This is a genomic window from Aquimarina discodermiae, from assembly GCF_040786235.1.
GTDB lineage: Bacteria > Bacteroidota > Bacteroidia > Flavobacteriales > Flavobacteriaceae > Aquimarina.
On sequence record NZ_JBFMKP010000007.1, the window covers coordinates 164857 to 184629 of the forward strand.

Genomic DNA, 19773 nt, shown 5'->3' on the forward strand with positions numbered 1-19773 from the left:
CATCAATTATATTCCGATAAGGTTTTTAAATCTATACGAAGAACTAGATCCCTGAATATCTCCGGGGAGTATATACTTTAATACAATATCATAATTTCCTTTACGCATATAGGGTAATGTACGGCCTAAAATTCCTAAAACAGGATCTCCTTCTAACAACACTCCGTCTATATATGCATTATTTACTTTGGTATAAATATCTCTATAATCAATATTATAGATTTCCATTACGTTATATCTATACGGAAATGTTGTTCTTCTCCAACTCCATTGCACTTCATTTTGAAGCCCTGTTATATAACTGGTTAATATGGGTAACGCTCTTTTTGGTCTAAAACCATATATAGTAATATCCCTAGATACGGTAATACTGTTATTGGGTTCGTACTTTTGATATACCAATGGATCGATATCATCTTCAAAATAATTGTCTTTTAAATCTGCTTCTACAATTACTAATGGTTTGTCGTCTGAATACCTATTTCCAGTTAATTCGGCAATATCAAACCCTTCATACTCTTGAACGCCATTCATTAAAAACAATACTTTCGAATCTATTTTTCCCCAAAAGTAATCTGTAGACTTTATTTTTCTTATTTTATCTCTAAAAGTCCTATGTTCACTAGACTTAAATTCATAGCTAAGCCTATCAATTTCTCCATCTTTTAAAACATTCTCTGCTTTATTTTTTTTAATCTCTATAGTGTTATCGTCACCTAAATCAGTGGTTTCTGTTTCTGCAACTACATTGGTTGTCCCGCTTCCTTTGGGAGAACTCACTATAGTCATTAAATATTTTGTGTCTTGATGTACCTTGGGTAATTTATACGTTACTTTGTTATCTGCAGTATTATAACCAAATTCAGACTTTCCAACCTTTCCTTCCTCATCGATATATTTCACTATACTTTGCCACTGCGTTGTATCGAATAAATAATCTTGGCCTCTTTCTAATTGTATATACCCCGAATTATATTCATCTGAATAAAACAATTGCTGATCTACCACAGGATATGAGTATTGAATATTATGTAATGGTATATGATCTGGAGCGCCACCTGTTGTAAAATTACGCTCTTCTACCTCTATTGCTTTTTGACCATCTACGATAATAGTTTTAAAAGTACCATTTACCTTTTCTTCAAAACTTACCTGTACTGTTACCTTCAATTTGGTATCTGGAGGTAAAATATCATCAGAAATAAATGTAGCACGATCATTCATTTGCCCCCATTCTAATTCACCAACAATTTCTGTTCCCGTTTGATCGACCACATTAAATTGCTCTAAAATTACTTTATACGTTTTATCTCCATCATCTTCGGGTATCACAATAGGTTGGTTTACTTTCATAGCAAAAGCTGCTTGTGGTGCTGCAAAAACATCAATATCAGCATCTCCATCTTTTGGAGTAAGGTCTGTAATCATTTTTACCCCTCCTAAAGGTGAAGCATCATCGAGTTCGCACTCTTTTCCTAACGTCATTTTGAATCTAAAACTTCCTTTTACTAATCCTCCTAATAGATCATAATATCCCCCAACGTATCCTCTAAACCAAAATGGATTAGGTCCTTTTCCTTGTAATAGTACGGCAGCTCCTCCTTTAATTATTGGGATTTTCTTTCTTATAAAGAATAACTTTATATTAATCCCCAGTTCACCTTGTAAATATGCATAGGATTGCCCGTTTGCATACCATCCATCTATACCTATCGCTTCACTACTACCTACACAACGCGCTTGTCCATAGTCTTTAAGCATAATATCAAACCCTACTCCTGCTTGAAAACGAGCATATAAAATCAAGAAATTTAAGTCTCCTGTATCTATTTTGAAATCAGCACCAAAAGCAAATCCTCTTCCATCACCCAGTGCATTAAGGTCTCGCATATAATCTAATTCGTTAGCATCGACTCCAAGTATTTCTGCTACTTCTGGAGGTGGAGGCGGACTACCAGGAATACGATCACCCATCATAAAATATCCTCCTGTTTCTATCGAAAAACCGCCAACTCCCATTTTAAGACCAAGTCGATCTGTAGGGGTTCCCATATGCATATACCATTCATCTGGAGAAATATGAACTACTCCCCATCCTGCTCTTCCTTGTGATGCCCGGCCTTGTACAATCCCGCCTGCTACATTTACGAATATATCTAACTGAGCATGAAAAGAATCATTCACAAAATCAAATTGCATTCCTAGTTTAGCCTTTATAGATGCCGCTAAACTCAATTCTTGTTTATATTCTGTATCTGCTTTTTGTAAAAAAGTTCCTCCTACACTATTAGAAGTAACTTTATCTATCAGCTCATTGTCGACCATTCCCTCAAGCTTTTCTGTTAGTTTAGCCATCGGATTGGGCAGATCAAATGCTTTCATGATAGACGCTTCTCCAAAGAAACCTAACCTATTAACTCCCCATTTATTATTAAATTCAATTTCGAAGCCTGCTCCTATAGCCACAGCGGTTTCACTTCCTATAGCTCCGTATACCATAGCTTTTACCCCTAAACCAGTTGACTTGTTAGGAATATATGATAACCCTGAAGGAGAAAAGTCGGTGATATTACCTCCCGATCTACGTTGCATACGATAATACGCACCTCCTGCAAATCCAGTTATAGTAATCGGCCCGGCTTGGATGACTAACCCATGTACAGCTGCATCTACATACCAATATCTAAAATCTTTTTTACCAAATATTGCTTTACAGGTAACCGGTTTAATTTTGCCAAACTCACCCATAATTTCTGCAGAAAATCCATCTCCATATTCTGGATCGTCTTCCATCAACTCCAAACTACCCTCGAGCTTCATTGCTCCCATATCAGCTTTTAAAGCTATTGCAGAGATATTTACCCTTTTAAATTTCCAACGTTGTCTGTAGTTCTGTTCTTGATATTCTCCGATAACTTGTAAAGTAGCCCCACCAGCAAAACCTTTACTCATCAAATTTACATTAATATCAAACCCTAAACCTGCTTCATAATCGTTAGAGAAAAATTCGATATTAGCAATAGATACCGGAAAATTAGCTAGTTTAACTTCATCTTTGTACCCAAAATAATCTACTGCAATAACAGGTGATTCTGTTTGCAACACCAAGTTTTGGAATTCTATCCCTCTAAATTCTACCGTATTTTTTTCTTCCTTCCCTTCTTCATCAAATGTAGAATATTCTGTTCCTTCATCTTCCATCGATTCTTTTTGGCTTGCAGAAATTGCTAATCTTCCGTTTAAGACTGCTTTGGGTCTAAAATTGCCATCTCTTACTGCTAATTCGATTCCCGAGTTTGGAAGCAATTGTGCTTTTGCTTTAAACACATCAAAGTTGATTGTATTTAAAGTAGATACTGTCAAAGAGTATTCTTCTTCTGAGATAATACCGGCATAAGCCAATCCAAGCTTATTATTTCCTGAATTATCAGGAGTTGCCTTTGTATTTAATTTTGAAACTGGAAGTACCACACGTCCCATAAAACCAGCACCTACTAATCTATTGGCTGCCAATTCTATTGCTATTTCATCAACAGAATATGCCCAAGATTTAGATTCTGAAGTTCTTCCCGACTCTAAGGGTATAATATTTTTTGCACTAAAATATCCTGAAACCCCATAACTATCTATCAGTAAATGTGCAGCTTCAAAGGACACTCTCGCTTTTGTGGGTATACTTTTATCTGTTTTAAATTCTTGTGGAAGTCCTACTTTTAAAGACTCAACATAAACTCCTCTCCATGTTTCGACATTTGGCAATAAAAGTCCTTTGTCATGATAATACTGAGGAAAGTTAACATTTTCCGTTCTGAGGTCACTAAAATCAAATACCGCTTGATTTACCGCAAACATAAATTTATCTTCTTGCCCAGCTAATACAAAAGGAGAAAGGCTGATTTCTACAATCATATCATTCCAGTCTGAAGCTACCGCTCTGAAAGCGCCTCGTACCCTGTTTGGGATTTGAATAGGCTCTTTTGTTGCCCCTATATACGTTGTACTTTCTGGAAGTAATTGACCTTGTTCATTAACCGGAAGAATCATATTACGAGAAAACTGTACTTCTCCTTCGATTCCCATCTCCTTGACACCATCGCAATTAATAGTAACAAATGTTCTATTAAAAGTATCCCCGGTTTTATAATTTAGACCACCTTTAAGAATAAGTAACCAATTGCCGCCATTAAATGGAATAAAGACATCCCCAAGTAATACAAGGTTAGCATCTCCTATAATCCCTCCTTGATGCGACAATTTTACATTATTAGCTCCAAAAAGTAATTCTACCGGCTTTCCTTTATCATCTGATTGAGGAAGTATTATTTTAACAAAAACGGTAAGCTCTGTATACTCTTTTGTAAATCTAGCTCTTACAAATCCTAATTGATAAGTAACTCCACTAACTTCATGACTTATACCAACCGGTAATACTTGTATATCTTCATTTCTAAACGAACCTATCCATCTACCTGTACTATCAATTTCTCTAAAACCTGCCTTTGCTTCTGCTCTTGCTTGCTCTACATCATTTGTAATTGCAGGATACTCTTTTCGTATATTATCAAAGGTAAATTCTGGTTTAGTAATTTTACTAACCAGATTTTCTATTGGAAATTTCTTATCTAATTCTGGAAATTGAAAAAACTCAGTATTGTTTAGCTCTTCTTCTATTGGAGAATTACTTTTTAAAAGTAATGTATCTTTTTCATTTACATTAAATCCAAAAGTGTTCAAACTAATGAACCCAATGAGCAGGAGTAATTTTAATTTCATAAAACAATGTTAAATTCGGGTGAACAATAATACAAAAAAAACACGACCTTAACAACTGACAATCAAATACCATAGCATCCAACCACCGAATCAACAGCATCATAATATCTTATTCATCCTTTTATTTTTTGAGCATAGAATTATACAGTAGAATTTTGCCATGAGACATTTACATAGTACAAACACCATCTTTTATTACAGTTTTAGTATCGAATAGGTACGGCTATACTGTCTTTACTGCTATAATAAATAAAATAAACGCATATTGATTTTACAAAAAAACACCTTCACTCCAAAGTCCTTTTTAGTAAATAGTATATTATCCAAATTTATATAAGCGGTATTTAGTTGTCTTTTGGATCATAAATTTTAGAAGTAGAATATTTACAACCCATAAGTATTTTAAAACATTTTGTATAGAGTTTTAGCATGATATTATAACTTGATAAATATCTTTTGTACGTTCCTAATTTTTCGTTGCACTTAAAAGCCTTTACCCGCCACAAACTACTTTTAGACCTCCAAACACCATCAATAATTCTTTAATCTAACCTAATAACAACCTCTATAGCAATATCGTTCCATAGTTTATTTTGATGTTGCTCTCCACATATTTTATTTAGTTCATCATAAGCATTTTGCCAATTAAAAAAACTCATATCTGGAATAACACCTTTTAACAATAATTCGGAATCATTTATAGTGATAGCAAAAATTACTTCTTGCTCTATTCCATTCATTTCAAAATTAATGTAGGCGCTTTCGGTATTGTATTTTTTTACTTTCCCGCTAATAGTAGGTGTAAAAAACGAAAAAAAATGGCGAATATTTTTAGATCTTTCTTCGTTATTACCAACATTAACAGTTTCTGTTTTTATGATGACTTCTGCGTCTTTAATGATATCTATTGGTACATCTCCATAATTTTCATTAAACGTATAACTAATCTCATCAAAATTTCCGCTAACAGAAACTCTGTTATCAAAATCAGGGTATTTATAAGCTGTCCATTTTATCTGAATTTTATTATCAGTATCCTCATCTGCAATCGACGTAAGTGTTTCTAAAAATTGTCGAAAAACTAGTTTTTCTTCCATTGTTAATTGCTTAGCATCTGCTGGCGGCATCATATTTATAGATTTTGTCTCTATTCTATCCAATATTTCATGAATAACAGGTTTTATTTTTTCATAGCTATCATATCTACTTGATCCAATTTGATGATATTCATGACAAGAAATACATTTTGTATCTATAATTGATTTTAAATTATTTTGATAAAATATTTTTGCTTCTTTATTAATTTTTTCCTCTCCTCTCAAATCTTCTTCTGTATCAGAAGAGCACCCAACTATAATACTCATTATTACAAACATTAAAACGTTCCTTCCCTTTTTCAATAACATCTAATTGATTATTTTTTTTATACGATTAAAAAATCATGTAAACAGTCTATCTTAATATGATTTTGGCCTTTTAGATATTGAGGGGAGAAGTACTTAATATACAGCTATAATTATCAAGCTAAGTCTTTGCAGATATCTAGTAATTTAGAGCTCTAAATTTTTAAAAGCATCTATTTAAAGGTTGCATACAATATAATTGATTCACGATTAAACTGTAGATTTAACGTACGAGCATTATACTTATTGTATAACAACAAATATACTACTGTTTAATTGTAAAAGTTTTAAAAGTATCTGGCAAGGAATTTTGGGATTGAGTTAAATCTATATGAAAAAAAATACTATTACATAGTAAAAACAAAAATCATATAAAGTACCATAGTAATAGAGGCATATAATCTTGATATTAGAATAACCAAAGAGCAATATCAATTAAAACACTAGATATAAATAGTTATAAACAAAATACTCATAAAAAAAGACACCTATCTTCAACAAGTTGAAAATAGGTACCTTCTTAGATTATACTTAAAGGATTTTTACATTTGTTCTGATAACCTAGCTAGTTCATTTGACTTAATTTGCATATACTCACTTAGTTTCTCTATTTCTTCTCCAGGAAGTATATTCATAAGACGATTATATTGTCTACTAAGATCATTACTTGCTTTGCTGAGTTTAAGAAAAGAGTCCATATCTTTTGCCTTTACCGCTTTCCTATAATTTGCGACATAATTTTCATAATCTTTTACATATTTCTTAGAGAAAGAATTATCTGTAGTTTCGAATGTACCAGGTATATGGAAAGTTGCATTATCGGTTTTACTATCTTTTTTAGTAGATTTTTTCTTTTTAGTAGATTTTTTAGTCTTTTTATCTACAACTTTTTCTTTTACATTTTGTTCTAAACGAATTCTTGTAGTATCCGATATAGGTATGGTTTGAACAGTATCTGTTCTTTTTTCTTTTATATCTTTTTTACATGATGATAAAAAAGATATCATCAAAATGCTAAGTAAAATGATTCTTAGGGGGCTTTTCATAATATGTTTATTTTGACTAATTATATGTGTCCTGTATTCATTGTTAAATTTTCAACTTTTTAAATAAAAGTTAATTTTTTCAACAAGCAACCAATGAACAACTATAAAATTCGTAAATAAAACAAGAAAATCCAACTAAATCACCTAATTATTAAGAATAAAATTACCGAATCATCATTTTTAATTCTTCTAAACTCAACTCTTTTTGGTCACCAGACTGCATTTCTTTAACCGTAAATGTATTATTTTCTATCTCAGAAGTTCCTGCAAGCACAACATAGGGGATATTTCTCTTATTGGCATACCCCATTTGCTTTTTCATCTTAGCATTATCAGGATAAAGTTCTGCCATTATTTGGTCTTTTCTCAACTCATTAACCGCTTTAAGGCAATATAGTGCTTCTTTGTCTCCAAAATTAATAAATAAAACCTGGGTTGAAGGTGCTACGGTATCAGGAAACAACCCTAATTCTTCTAGCACCAAATATATTCTATCAAGTCCAAAAGAAATACCTACACCACTAATGTTCTTTAATCCGAAAATACCTGTAAGGTCATCATAACGACCTCCTCCTCCTATAGAACCAATAGCAACTGTATCTGGTGCGGCAACCTCAAAAATGGCTCCTGTATAATAATTCAACCCACGTGCCAAGGTTACATCAAGATCTAATGTAGCGGTTTCTAACGGCACTTCTTTAATAGCATTTACAATAAATTGTAACTCTTCTACTCCTTTCATCCCTTCTTCTGAAGTCGCTAATAACTTTCTTAAATCTTCTATCTTTTCTTCTGTGGTTCCTTTAAAACCAAAAAGTGGACTTACCTTTTCTATAGCACTTTCAGAAATACCTTTATCCAGCATTTCTTTTCTTACTCCATCCTCTCCTATCTTATCTAATTTATCAAGGGCAACAGTAAAATCAATCAATTTATCACTTGCTCCTATTACTTCGGCTATACCAGAAAGAATCTTGCGGTTATTCATTTTAATGGTTACACCATCAAGTTTTAATTTTGTAAAAACGTTATCATACAATTTTATAAAATCAACCTCCTGCCATAAAGAGGTGCTTCCTACCACATCTGCATCACATTGATAAAATTCTCTATATCGTCCTTTTTGTGGCCTATCTGCTCTCCATACCGGTTGCACCTGAAACCTTCTAAATGGCAGATCAATTTCATTTTGATGTTGTACCACATAACGTGCAAAAGGTACTGTAAGATCATATCGTAGCGCTTTTTCACTTATTTTAGAAGTAAGTTTTGAAGCATCTTTGGCGGTTAGTATAGTTTCATCTACTTTATTTAGGTAATCACCACTATTCAAAATTTTAAATATTAAGCGATCCCCTTCTTCTCCATATTTCCCCATTAATGTCTCGCTGTTTTCAAAACTAGGGGTTTCTATAGGCTGAAAACCAAACAATCTAAACTGCTCTTTAATGATATTTATAATATAATTTCTCTTTGCAACTTCTACAGGAGAAAAATCACGGGTTCCTTTTGGAATAGATGGTTTTTGTGCCATTTTAATAAATTTTATATGCGCTTGCAGGTTAGATGAAATTTTATATCAAACCTCGCAATAATCGGCCATTTCTGGCTGCAAATATCTAAAAAAAGTACAAGGACAATAACTAATACTTTTAAAAAATATAATTAAAAATTAAAGTTGTGCTATAGTAGTCTATTAGGGATAATTTATACCTATTCATGTATTACTTTATCAAAATACTGATACAGCGCTCCTTGTGTAATATTTGCTCCCTGTTGTATAAGCTTAAATTTATCCAGGTTTTTATCTTCACCATATGCCTTAGAGGCATTGTAAAAAACTACATTGTCATTTAAAAGGTTTTCTTTTAACCATGCATAACCTTCTGGAGTAGTAATATCTATGGTTGTGTCATTTACTTTGACCGCTATCAAAAGCATTTCTTCTTCTTGCAATTCAAATAAATGAATTTGATCTTTAGAAAAATGCTCTAAATAGGTAGCATTTGTTAGTACTTTTTCCCATACCAAATCGCTAAATATATCTATTTCTTCTTCTGCAACCTGAGGTTTATTATTTTTTATGTCTTCCCACTCGTCTCCTGTGATAGACTGGGTCGCCAAAAAATTAATGAATTCGACATGTAACTCTTCTAACTGCTCTTTACTTAACCTTTGATATTTCATTTAAAAAAAATTGTTGGCAAAAATAACTATAAAAGATGATTTTCAGAAAAAATCAATCATAGAACTGGTTTAAACTTTTTTCAATTCGCTATAAAAATGCTCTTTTTTACTCAATTTTCATCTTTTTATTAGTTCGTAGCACTGCTATGAAGTGCAAAAAACATTTCAATTGATCAAAAAATCATCATTTTTCGCATGAATCAAAAAAGTTGAAACCAGTTCATAAAAAAATCGCTCATTAAGAGCGATTTTTAATATATCAAAACAGTAAAATCTGTTTATTTTTATTTGGCTTGAGAAACTATTTCAAAAGAAACAGGAATAATTACCTCTCTATGAAGTCTTACTGAAGCTTCATACCGTCCAAGACGTTTAATAGTTCCTCCTGGAACTGTAATAAACTTCTTTTCTATCTCTACATTTTGCTTAGCAAATGCTTCTGCAACGTCTGCATTAGAAACAGAACCAAACAACTTATCTCCACTACCAACCTTAGCAGCAATTTTGAATTCTAAATCATTCAGTTGTTTTCCTATTTTTTGTGCATCTTCTACTTCTTTCTTTTCTTTAAAAGCGCGTTGCTTTAATGTTTCAGCAAGCACTTTTTTGGCAGAAGGAGTTGCTAATACAGCATATCCCTGAGGGATTAAATAGTTACGACCATAACCATTCTTCACTTGTACTACGTCGTCTACGAATCCTAGATTCTCAACATCTTTTTTTAATATAAGTTCCATTACGTTATGTCGAATTTTATTTTAATAAATCACCAACATATGGCATTAATGCCAAATGTCTTGCTCGTTTTACTGCAACGCTCACCTTACGTTGGTACTTTAATGAAGTACCCGTTAAACGACGAGGTAACAATTTACCTTGCTCATTTACAAACGCCATTAAGAAATCTGGATCTTTATAATCTATGTATTTGATTCCTGATTTTTTAAAACGGCAGTACTTCTTATTTTTCGTAGTATCTATATTAAGAGGAGTAAGATATCTGATCTCACCATCTTTTTTTCCTTTAGCTTGTTGTTCTATAGATGACATAATTAAGCTTTTTGTTTGTTTCTAGTTCTTCTTTTTTCTGCCCATGCGATTGCATGTTTATCAAGACTTACGGTTAGGTATCTCATCACACGCTCATCACGTCTAAATTCTACCTCTAACATGTTAATAACCTCTCCAGGTACTTGATATTCGAAAAGGTGATAAAAACCACTTTTTTTGTGTTGGATTGCATATGCAAGCTTTTTAAGCCCCCAATCCTCTTTTGATATCATCTTGGCACCATTAGAAACAAGAATGTCTTCGTATTTCTTAACTGTTTCCTTTATCTGGTCTTCAGATAAAACGGGATTCAAGATGAAAACAGTTTCGTATTGATTCATAAAATCTATAGTTTTAATTAAAATTGGGTGCAAAAATAACACTATTTTTTGGATTATCAAACCCTAATTTCTATTTCGATGAAACACTATTTTTATCGACAAAAAGCCATAATTGTTTGTGGAAATAATATATATTCATTAATATTGTATTTAGAATATATAACGCGAACAAGTGGAACAATCACAATTAAAATGTGCGGTAGTCGATGATTCCCGCCTCCAAAGGCTAGCTATAGTTAAACTAATAGATGAACATTCTTCACTAGAATTAGTGGCAGAATGGAATAATGCTATTGAAACCAAGAACGGTTTACTCGATACGCAAGTGGATTTATTATTCCTTGATATTGAGATGCCCATCTTAACTGGTTTTGATCTTTTAGATGACTTAGAAAATAAGCCTCATATTATTTTTGTTACAGGAAAAACAAAATATGCTTTTAAAGCTTTTGATTATGATGCGATTGATTATCTAAGAAAACCATTGAAAAAAGATCGTTTTAATGCTGCAGTAGAGAAGGCATTAAGCATGTCTAGAATTGGAAGTGAGAATCCTGCAGTAGAAGATGATGACTATATTTTTGTAAAAAGTAATTTAAAGAAAAGAAAAATATTCCTTAATCAGTTAAAATATGTTGAAGCTTTAGGTGATTATGTAAAATTAATCATGGAAGAAGGAGATCCTATCGTTGTATTAGCTACTATGAAATCTTTTGAAGCTCAATTACCAAGTGATCGATTTTTAAGAATTCACAAATCTTATATTGTAAACCTTGATAAAGTAGAACGATACAATAGTAGGAATATCGAAATTGCTGACGAAAAAATACCATTAAGTAGACATAAAAAACATTCTTTGATAGAAGCATTAAATAATTAGGTACTTGATTAATCGTGCCTGATTATTTTTTTCTGTAATCTCTGCTTATTTATACTACTAATAATAGTTTTATTTCCTAATCCATAGTCTTACTTAATAAGTAGAATTTATATGTGCATCGTCATTTTTTACAATCGTTTAAAAATGGTCCATCAGTAATTATCTACATTAATTATTAATCGAACACCCGAAAACTCTTTTATACTTTTAAAAGATGTATCTATCTTATGAATCACTTCTTTAGTTTTTTGTAAAGACTGTCTGTTGGGTATTTTTAGAATTATATTTTTATGATACTGGTTTCGAATTCTTGATATAGGAGGAAATTCTGGTCCCAATACATTTTCTTTAAATACATTTCTTAAAGATTTTGCAAACCAATTGGTCGCTTCATTGACCTTATTATAATCTTTATGCTTGCCGGTTATTTTTATAATTTTATAAAATGGAGGATATTTATATTGATGCCTTTCTTCTATTTGATCTGTATACATCCCTATATAATCATTAACCGATACTTGCTGCAAAATTTGATGAAACGGATTGTATGTTTGAATAAGAACTTTTCCCCTTTTTTGAGTTCTTCCTGCTCTTCCCGCCACTTGTTGCATTAATTGAAAGCTACGCTCGTGTGCTCTAAAATCTGGGAAATTTAAAAGATTATCTGCATTCATAATACCAACCAAACTCACTTTTCGAAAGTCTAACCCCTTAGAAAGCATTTGGGTACCTACCATAATATCAATCTCACCCTCTTCGAAACGATTTATAATTTTTTCATAACCATGTTTTCCCCGAGTAGTATCCTGATCCATTCTACCTACTTTATGATCAGGAAAAAGTTGCTGTAATTCTTTTTCTATTTGTTCTGTGCCAAACCCCTTAGTAGCTAAATCAACACTATCACAAGCAGCGCAAGTATTTGGCATTGCCATATGATATCCGCAATAATGGCATCGTAACTGATTTTTATGACTATGAAAAGTCAGACTAACATCACAATTAGGACATTGTGGTGAATGGCCACAGGTTGTGCACTCTACAACAGGAGAATACCCTCTTCTATTTTGAAAAAGAATGACCTGCTCCCCTTCTTTTAACGATTCTTGAATGTTCTCTAACAAAGTATCACTAAAATGCCCAGTCATCTCCCTCTTTTTATACTTTGTTTTGATATCAACCAAGTTAATTTCTGGCATCAACACATTACCATATCTCCTTGTTAATTGCACATAACCATATTTTCCTTTTTGTGCATTATAATATGTTTCTAAGGCAGGGGTTGCCGACCCTAGTAATACCTTTGCATCAAACATTCTTGACAATACTATTGCAGTATCTCTGGCATGATACCTTGGTGCTGGGTCATACTGCTTAAATGTATTTTCATGTTCTTCGTCTATAATAACTAATCCCAAGTTGACAAATGGTAAAAATATTGCAGATCTTGCCCCTATTACAACTTGAGCTTTCGATTTTTGTTCTTTAATATTATTCCAGGCTTCTACTCGTTCATTTACCGAATATTTAGAATGATACACTGTTAATTTTTCTCCAAAGTACTCTTGCAAGCGAGTGATGAGTTGTGTAGTTAAAGCAATCTCTGGTAGTAAGTATAATACCTGCTTTCCTTCCTGAATAGTTTTTGCTATAAGCTTTACATAAACTTCGGTTTTTCCAGATGATGTAACGCCATGAAAAAGACACACTCCTTTATCCCGAAAAACATTTTCAATCTCATCATAAGCCGTTTGTTGAAATTCATTTAAAGTTTTTAATGCTCCACCTGTATTGCCGCTATAGGTTACTCTATCAGTTTTTAAGTGATATTCTTCTAATATTTCTTTATCAATCAGTGCCTTTACAACTGTCGAAGAACTATTTGCCGATTTAATCAGTTGACTTACTTTTATAGATTTTGTAGATTGTGCCTGAAGCGTAAAAAGATGCATTAAGATTTCTCGTTGCTTTGGAGCTCTTGTCATCGAATCAAGCAACGTACGCAATGATTCTTCATCCTTATATTTTGAGTGTAATCGCACATAACGTACTATTTTAGGTTTATACTGCTCATAAATTTCTTCTTGCACCGTTATAACTTCTTTCTCTAGCAATCTTTTTACTACCGGAAGTACATTTTTTTTTCCAGTAATATCCATAATTTCCTGAATACGAAATAAACTTTGGTATTGCAATGCTTCATAAATAAGAAACTCATCATCTTTTAATAAAGACTCATCAATAACTGATTTTTCATTTTTATGTATTAGTGTTTCACTTTCTAGTAAAAAAGCTCCCGGAAGCGCAGCACGCATCACCTCCCCCATTGTGCACATATAATACTTAGCTATCCATGACCATAATTCTAATTGATGCATGGTAACAATTGGAGTTTCATCAAGAATATGTTCTATTTCCTTTGCTTCATAAACTACAGGAGGAGTTTGATGAACTGTAGTAACTACTGCTGCGTATATTTTACTTTTACCAAACTGCACTGCAACCCTCATACCTGGACGTATAAATGCTGCTTCATTTTTATTAATACTATAGGTAAACTCTTTATTAAGAGGAATAGGAAGAATTACATTTATAAAGTATGCCATTAGTTATTGAGTAAAACCAAAGTAAATTAACAATAAGAAACAAAAATACAAGAATATCTTATTTGTATACTATCAAAAATTACTTGACCCAAAAAACTCATTAACATTATTACAAAAACATTAACACTTAATAATATAATCTTCTAGCTGTTATTGCGTTTATTTTACACTCAATTTACAAAATTCACAAACAATGAAACTAATTAAATTTAAACTACTATTATCATTACTAGTTTGTTTAACCATTATTACATCCTGTACTCAGGATAATGATTTTACCTCACAACCAGAATTTATTGAACCTGGTGCAAATGATAGTAAAAACCTGGTCGACTACCCCGGTGATTGCGATGCAATTAAAGAATGGGACAGGTTTACCAGATATAGAACTGGTGATAAAGTAAAATATAGATCCAATACTTCAAGACCATTTTATGTCTATGAGCGGGCGCCTAGAGGTTGGACAAACCTTGGTATGTGTAGTGACAATACAGATAATCCTGATACCAATTTTACAGTTGCGATTGCAACTCAAGGCAATAGTTGGGTAACTGGAAATCCATCTGCCACACAACAAATGGTAAACGCCAATGGTATTAATAACTGGAAAGATAAAAGCTTGACAATACGCACCTATTTTTATATTACCAAACCAGGAATCTATAGTTTGGGTATTGATGCTAAAGTACGATCGGGTAACTCTGAACTGGAAGCAACTTTTGGCGACCAATCAAAAAAAATCAAACTCTCCAATACTAATTTTCAAAAAATCTATCTGGGTGAGCTTGAAGTTTTAAAAAAGGGGTACTACCATTTGGATTTAAAAGCAATATCTAAAGAATCGTCTACATATGCTACTATAAAAAATGTACTATTAGGTAAAGATGCGACTTCCAATACTGTTAAATTTGTGAAAAATGATATTCACTTTGGAAGAAGAGGGCCTTCTGTACATCTTGGCTATGTCATCCCTACCAATAACAACATACAAGCTTTTTATAATGAAGTTGAAGTCCCAAAAGGACAAGATGTTATAGGGTCCTACTTTATGGCGAACGGTTTTCAATATGGATATTTTGGAATACAGGTAAATTCTAGTACAGAAAGAAGAATTTTATTTTCTGTTTGGAGTCCTTTTGTTACCGATAATCCAGGAGATATTCCTGAAGAAGACAGAATAAAACTACTTAAAAAAGGTAATGGTGTGATCACCAATCAATTTGGCGGTGAAGGTTCTGGAGGGCAAAGCTATAAAGTATTTGACTGGAAATCCGGTATTCGTTATAAGTTCTTACTATTAGGAAAGCCTGCTGGTAATAACTATACGGATTTTACTGCCTATTTTATGGACCCAACAAAGGGTAAATGGGATTTAATAGCGAGTTTTAGAAGACCTAAAACGAATGCTTATTTAAAAAATCAATATTCATTCTTAGAAAATTTTATCACTCATACCGGAGATACCGAGCGAGCGGCAAACTTTTATAACCAATGGGTATACGATACAGGTAACAGATGGCACCAAATCACTAGGGCCAGGTTTACCTATGATGCTACAGCAGAAAACGAATTTCGATTTGATTACTCTGGGGGTGTATCTGATGATGGATTTTTCTTAAGAAACTGTGGTTTCTTTAATGACAATACCGTAAAGAATACAATGTTTAACAGAAATGATAGTAGTTCTGAAATACCCACAATTAATTTTTCTGGGTTAGAATAAAAAAACTGACTAATAAAAAAAGGGAGCCAATGGCTCCCTTTTTTCATTACAAAGTAAAACTATATGGCGGAACACTCTGAATCAAAAAATGAACATGGTTCTTATCTGTACCTATTTCTGAAAAATGAATTTCATAACTATAACTTATCTCTTCACAAACTTCAACTAAAACCTTATATACCGAATCAGTCAATACAACTTTCCTATATTTTGCACTACTAACCAAATGATAAAGCAAAAATGTAACGTTATGACTCTTATGGACATATTTACTATTTTGTGACATCGAGTCACAAAATAGTAATAATTAACGAGGCAAGCCTCGAGGTATTAAACCTAAATGCGAATAAAATTCAAAATTTATTTACTAAGGCCAAGCATTCCTCCTTTAATAATTTCGCAGGCTGGTTCATTTCCTAACCAAATTTTAAACAATGCGTATTTAAAGTCTCGACCTTTAATAAATCCTAATTCTTCACCATTTTTATATGTTTTAACTCCTTTTCCTTTTATATATACCAAATCATAAAAATCATTTATTAGCATCGGAGAGCTAAAAAGTTTAAGAAAATCTTCTATTCTAGCATCCAAGCTTTGTGTATTACCAAACATCGCGTCATCAAACCCTTTTCTAAAAACTTTGATCATTCGTTCGTTGGTAACTTTTTTGGATGCAATATTGAGGCGGATTGCCATTGTTTCATCAGAATCAAGTACTTTTTTATCATCAGAATATTTTGTTTTGGTATATAAGGTTCCTGCATAGGTTTTAAAAGATAATACCCTACGCATTGCCCCACCGTTATAAACTAGTTCTTCTTCATCGAACTTTAATTTATCAGGAACAACAATATCTCCTATTCGTACTTGCGCAAATGATGCAATACTAAAGATAAGTACCGCTATTAATGTAATTATGTTTTTCATTTTTGAGGATTTTATTTATTTCAGGGGTTTAGTCTAAAATATTTAAAAACCTAACTAAAAAAAACGTTAATTTTTAACATTCATCCAAAATTACACTTTTAAACTACTCTCTTACCCAACATTGAGTCCTGTAAAAGAAGGCAATATAACCTCTTACATTAAGAATATTTGAATCTGTATCATCGATCCATATTTTGCATTTGTATACTTTACCATTTTCAGGATCCATAATGGTACCATTCGTATACTCATCTTCGTCTTTTTTTAAATTTTTGATTATTTCTAATCCTTCAATAGGTTTATTGTAGTCATTTCCTTTGCATTCTACACATAACTGACCTCTTTCATTTTCATCAAGAACACGTTTTATACGACCATACCATTTTCCATTCTTCTTATATATATTGACAATTGATCTTGGTTTACCACTTATATCGTCAATTGTTTTCCAGGTACCTTCTATAGCATCTTGTGCGCTTAGCATAGAAAAAAACAAAAGAAACACGATTAAAACTGCATGATTCATAGTAATATCTTAAAATTAGTATGATTGTTTGTAAAAATAAAAAGCTACCAATTTTGGATGGTAGCTTTTAAATATTTTATGGATGGTAATCAAATTATTATTGTATGCCCAACATACCATTTTTAATTCCTTCACTAGCAGGTTCCTCACCTAACCAAATTTTAAATAATGCATATTTAAAATCTCTACCTTTAATTAATCCCAATTCTTTTCCATTTTTAAAAGCTTTAACACCTACATCTTTTACATAAACAAGATCAAAAATATCATTCTTTACGATAGGCTCAGAAAAGAATTTGATAAACTTACTAATTCTGTCATCTAGAGGTTTAGTGTTTCCGAAAGTAGCTTTCTCGAAACCTTCTTTTGCTGCTTTAATAAATTTTTTCTGGGTTACAAAACCAGATACAATATTTAGTTTCATAGCCATTGTTTCATCTGCATCCAATATAACTCTAGGATCTTTGCTCTTTTTTTGCAAATAAAGCCCACCTGCATACATATCAATCCAAAGTACTTTTCTCATTCCTGCACCATTTAATTTCAAATCAACACCTTCAAATGATTCTTCATATGGTAGTATCGCTTTACCTACTCTAATCTGTGCTTTAGTTGTTGTTAATGAAATTAGAGCAATGAATAATAAAGTAATCTTTTTCATTTCTTTTAAAAATTTTATTTTTTTGAATGGGCAAATGTAATAAAATATATTATGTCTGCATAATAAAAAATAGACTAAATATCTAACATCGTGTATTTTGACCTGTAAAAACGTACTTTATCCAGCTAGTTACCCAACATTTCTCCTTTCAAACCTTTATCAACTGGATTATTTCCTAACCAAATATTAAATAAGGCTTTCTTAAAATCCAAACCTTCAACATACCCCTTCTCTACACCGTTCTTATACAACACACTACCTTTTCCTTTTTCATAAACCATATCAAATACTTGGCCTACTTCTATTTCTTCAGAAACGAATCCAATAAACTTTTCTATACGATCTTTTAAAGGAGCTGTATTGTTATTAGTAGATCTTTCAAAACCACTTTTAAGTGCAGAGGCCATTTTTTTTCTAGACATTAACCCAGATAATATGTGTACTCTGACTGCCATTGTCTCATCTGCATTTGCAATAGAAGATGCAGTATTATTTTTAGCTTTAAGATACAACACTCCTGCGTAAATATCAAAAAAGAATTTTTCTCTTAATCCTCCTCCATTTATCACCAAACTTTCGCCTCCATAATTAATTTGATTGGGCACTTGTGCATCCCCAATTTTAGTTTGCGCATTGGTAGTGAAAATAGTCATCAAAACGAAAAGTAGTATAGTAAATTTCTTCATTTATATAATTGTTTTTACGTATTTATATTTTTAAATATATCAAAAAATTCTTCTTAATTTATTTAAAGAAGCATTTAATTCGAAGCCTAACAACAATAAATTTGCATTAAGCCAGATATACAACATTAATATTAACATCGCACCTATTGATCCATATAGTTTATTGTAATTTGAAAAGTTATCAATATAAACACCAAATAAATAAGTAGTTACAATGATCAACAGCGTTGTCATTACTGCTCCCGGAGAAAAAAATCTATTTTGTTTCCCTTCATGTGTTCCGAAGTAAAACAATATCGATATGGTAATAAAAATCATAAATACAAACAATGAATACTTACCAAATGTCAACCAAAAAACAGAATCATCTACAACTCCTATTTCTTTCAAATCTGCAATCAAATATGAAAAATACAAAGTACTTATAACCGTAGTAATCAATAAGAATGCCACAATTAAAGAAACTCCTAATGCAATTATGTATTGACGAACAAAATTACGGTTAAGAGTCACATGGTAGGAATTCTCAAATCCAGAAAACACAGCGTTAACTCCGTTAGTCATTAAAAAAACAGATAGTAAAAATACGGTAGATAATAACCCTCCTCTAGGGTTAGAAGCTATATCATCAAAAATATCTTTAAAGAAACCTGAAGATTGTTTGGGTAACGCATCGTTAATAAAATTAAAAAGTATGTCTTCCTTAAAATTCTCTATCGGAACAAAAGGAATAAGGTTTAATAAAAATAATAAGAATGGAAAAAGCGATAAAAAAAAACTCCATGAGATAGCACTGGCTCTGGTAGAGAATGTTCCTTTTACAATCCCAATGGTATAAATTTTCACCAAATCATATAGTGACATCCCTTCAAAACCAGGAAGAATTAGCTTTTTCCCCAAGGTAATTAACAAATTTACACCAGGAATTTTTTTAAGCTTATCTTCTATGGGTTTTGACATATAT

16 protein-coding genes and 1 pseudogene are annotated in these 19773 nt (G+C 32.0%); 2 read left to right on the forward strand and 15 right to left on the reverse strand.

The features are described 5' to 3' along the window. Positions 1-6 precede the first annotated feature (6 nt). The 8 genes from ABW636_RS06380 to rpsF all read right to left on the reverse strand — a co-directional run bounded on the left by ABW636_RS06380 (position 7) and on the right by rpsF (position 10800). The gene (locus ABW636_RS06380) at positions 7-4773 is read right to left on the reverse strand and encodes a hypothetical protein (RefSeq protein ID WP_367589125.1); all 4767 of its coding nucleotides are present in this window, start codon (positions 4771-4773) and stop codon (positions 7-9) included. Positions 4774-5315: 542 nt separating this feature from the next. Next, a complete protein-coding gene (locus ABW636_RS06385) occupies positions 5316-6137 on the reverse strand; it encodes a hypothetical protein (protein WP_367589126.1) in 822 nt (273 codons plus the stop codon). 581 nt (positions 6138-6718) lie between these two features. Further along, positions 6719-7222: a hypothetical protein gene (locus ABW636_RS06390; protein WP_367589127.1), complete on the reverse strand. Its 504-nt coding sequence runs from the start codon at positions 7220-7222 to the stop codon at positions 6719-6721. A gap of 163 nt (positions 7223-7385) precedes the next feature. Next, the gene (gene hisS / locus ABW636_RS06395; RefSeq protein ID WP_367589128.1) at positions 7386-8756 is read right to left on the reverse strand and encodes a histidine--tRNA ligase; all 1371 of its coding nucleotides are present in this window, start codon (positions 8754-8756) and stop codon (positions 7386-7388) included. A 179-nt stretch (positions 8757-8935) separates the two neighbouring features. Next, a complete protein-coding gene (locus ABW636_RS06400) occupies positions 8936-9409 on the reverse strand; it encodes a DUF6495 family protein (RefSeq protein ID WP_367589129.1) in 474 nt (157 codons plus the stop codon). Between the two features lie 284 nt (positions 9410-9693). Further along, positions 9694-10146, reverse strand: coding sequence for a 50S ribosomal protein L9 (gene rplI / locus ABW636_RS06405; protein WP_367589130.1), 453 nt, complete (start codon positions 10144-10146; stop codon positions 9694-9696). Between the two features lie 16 nt (positions 10147-10162). Beyond that, on the reverse strand, positions 10163-10462 hold the full coding sequence (gene rpsR / locus ABW636_RS06410; RefSeq protein ID WP_201918229.1) for a 30S ribosomal protein S18: 300 nt from the start codon (positions 10460-10462) through the stop codon (positions 10163-10165). After that, positions 10462-10800, reverse strand: coding sequence for a 30S ribosomal protein S6 (gene rpsF / locus ABW636_RS06415; protein WP_367589131.1), 339 nt, complete (start codon positions 10798-10800; stop codon positions 10462-10464). The genes rpsR and rpsF overlap by 1 nt, the downstream gene beginning before the upstream one ends. A 172-nt stretch (positions 10801-10972) precedes the next feature. Between rpsF and ABW636_RS06420 the strand changes: the two genes are divergently transcribed. Next, positions 10973-11680 carry a LytR/AlgR family response regulator transcription factor gene (locus tag ABW636_RS06420; protein ID WP_367589132.1) on the forward strand — a complete coding sequence of 236 codons (708 nt, stop codon included), beginning with the start codon at positions 10973-10975 and terminating at the stop codon, positions 11678-11680. A gap of 152 nt (positions 11681-11832) precedes the next feature. On the opposite strand, the gene priA is transcribed toward ABW636_RS06420, so the two are convergent. Further along, the gene (gene priA / locus ABW636_RS06425; RefSeq protein WP_367589133.1) at positions 11833-14286 is read right to left on the reverse strand and encodes a replication restart helicase PriA; all 2454 of its coding nucleotides are present in this window, start codon (positions 14284-14286) and stop codon (positions 11833-11835) included. A 193-nt stretch (positions 14287-14479) separates the two neighbouring features. On the opposite strand from priA, the gene ABW636_RS06430 reads away from it, so the two are divergent. Further along, entirely contained in the window at positions 14480-16009 is a 1530-nt protein-coding gene (locus ABW636_RS06430; RefSeq protein WP_367589134.1) for a DUF3472 domain-containing protein, read from the forward strand. A 52-nt stretch (positions 16010-16061) separates the two neighbouring features. Here the strand turns inward: ABW636_RS06430 and ABW636_RS06435 are convergent. The 6 genes and pseudogenes from ABW636_RS06435 to ABW636_RS06460 form a co-directional block, all read right to left on the reverse strand. Continuing rightward, positions 16062-16295, reverse strand: a pseudogene (locus ABW636_RS06435) (transposase); the annotation flags it as partial. Between the two features lie 74 nt (positions 16296-16369). Next, complete coding sequence (locus ABW636_RS06440) at positions 16370-16936, reverse strand: chalcone isomerase family protein (protein WP_367589135.1); 567 nt, start codon at positions 16934-16936, stop codon at positions 16370-16372. A gap of 103 nt (positions 16937-17039) precedes the next feature. Beyond that, a complete protein-coding gene (locus ABW636_RS06445; RefSeq protein WP_367589136.1) occupies positions 17040-17462 on the reverse strand; it encodes a DUF2147 domain-containing protein in 423 nt (140 codons plus the stop codon). 97 nt (positions 17463-17559) lie between these two features. Then, positions 17560-18123 (reverse strand): chalcone isomerase family protein, encoded by a 564-nt coding sequence (locus ABW636_RS06450; RefSeq protein ID WP_367589137.1) that lies wholly within the window; start codon positions 18121-18123, stop codon positions 17560-17562. 125 nt (positions 18124-18248) lie between these two features. After that, positions 18249-18809, reverse strand: a complete 561-nt coding sequence (locus tag ABW636_RS06455; protein ID WP_367589138.1) for a chalcone isomerase family protein — start codon at positions 18807-18809, stop codon at positions 18249-18251. Between the two features lie 39 nt (positions 18810-18848). Then, a complete protein-coding gene (locus ABW636_RS06460) occupies positions 18849-19769 on the reverse strand; it encodes a YihY/virulence factor BrkB family protein (protein WP_367589139.1) in 921 nt (306 codons plus the stop codon). Positions 19770-19773 lie beyond the last annotated feature (4 nt).

Coding starts and splice junctions, on each gene's coding strand:
- ABW636_RS06380 (WP_367589125.1), bottom strand. CDS start 4,773: ATGAAATTAAAATTACTCCTGCTCATTGGGTTCATTAGTTTGAACACT.
- ABW636_RS06385 (WP_367589126.1), bottom strand. CDS start 6,137: ATGAGTATTATAGTTGGGTGCTCTTCTGATACAGAAGAAGATTTGAGA.
- ABW636_RS06390 (WP_367589127.1), bottom strand. CDS start 7,222: ATGAAAAGCCCCCTAAGAATCATTTTACTTAGCATTTTGATGATATCT.
- hisS (WP_367589128.1), bottom strand. CDS start 8,756: ATGGCACAAAAACCATCTATTCCAAAAGGAACCCGTGATTTTTCTCCT.
- ABW636_RS06400 (WP_367589129.1), bottom strand. CDS start 9,409: ATGAAATATCAAAGGTTAAGTAAAGAGCAGTTAGAAGAGTTACATGTC.
- rplI (WP_367589130.1), bottom strand. CDS start 10,146: ATGGAACTTATATTAAAAAAAGATGTTGAGAATCTAGGATTCGTAGAC.
- rpsF (WP_367589131.1), bottom strand. CDS start 10,800: ATGAATCAATACGAAACTGTTTTCATCTTGAATCCCGTTTTATCTGAA.
- priA (WP_367589133.1), bottom strand. CDS start 14,286: ATGGCATACTTTATAAATGTAATTCTTCCTATTCCTCTTAATAAAGAG.
- ABW636_RS06430 (WP_367589134.1), top strand. CDS start 14,480: ATGAAACTAATTAAATTTAAACTACTATTATCATTACTAGTTTGTTTA.
- ABW636_RS06440 (WP_367589135.1), bottom strand. CDS start 16,936: ATGAAAAACATAATTACATTAATAGCGGTACTTATCTTTAGTATTGCA.
- ABW636_RS06445 (WP_367589136.1), bottom strand. CDS start 17,462: ATGAATCATGCAGTTTTAATCGTGTTTCTTTTGTTTTTTTCTATGCTA.
- ABW636_RS06450 (WP_367589137.1), bottom strand. CDS start 18,123: ATGAAAAAGATTACTTTATTATTCATTGCTCTAATTTCATTAACAACA.
- ABW636_RS06455 (WP_367589138.1), bottom strand. CDS start 18,809: ATGAAGAAATTTACTATACTACTTTTCGTTTTGATGACTATTTTCACT.
- ABW636_RS06460 (WP_367589139.1), bottom strand. CDS start 19,769: ATGTCAAAACCCATAGAAGATAAGCTTAAAAAAATTCCTGGTGTAAAT.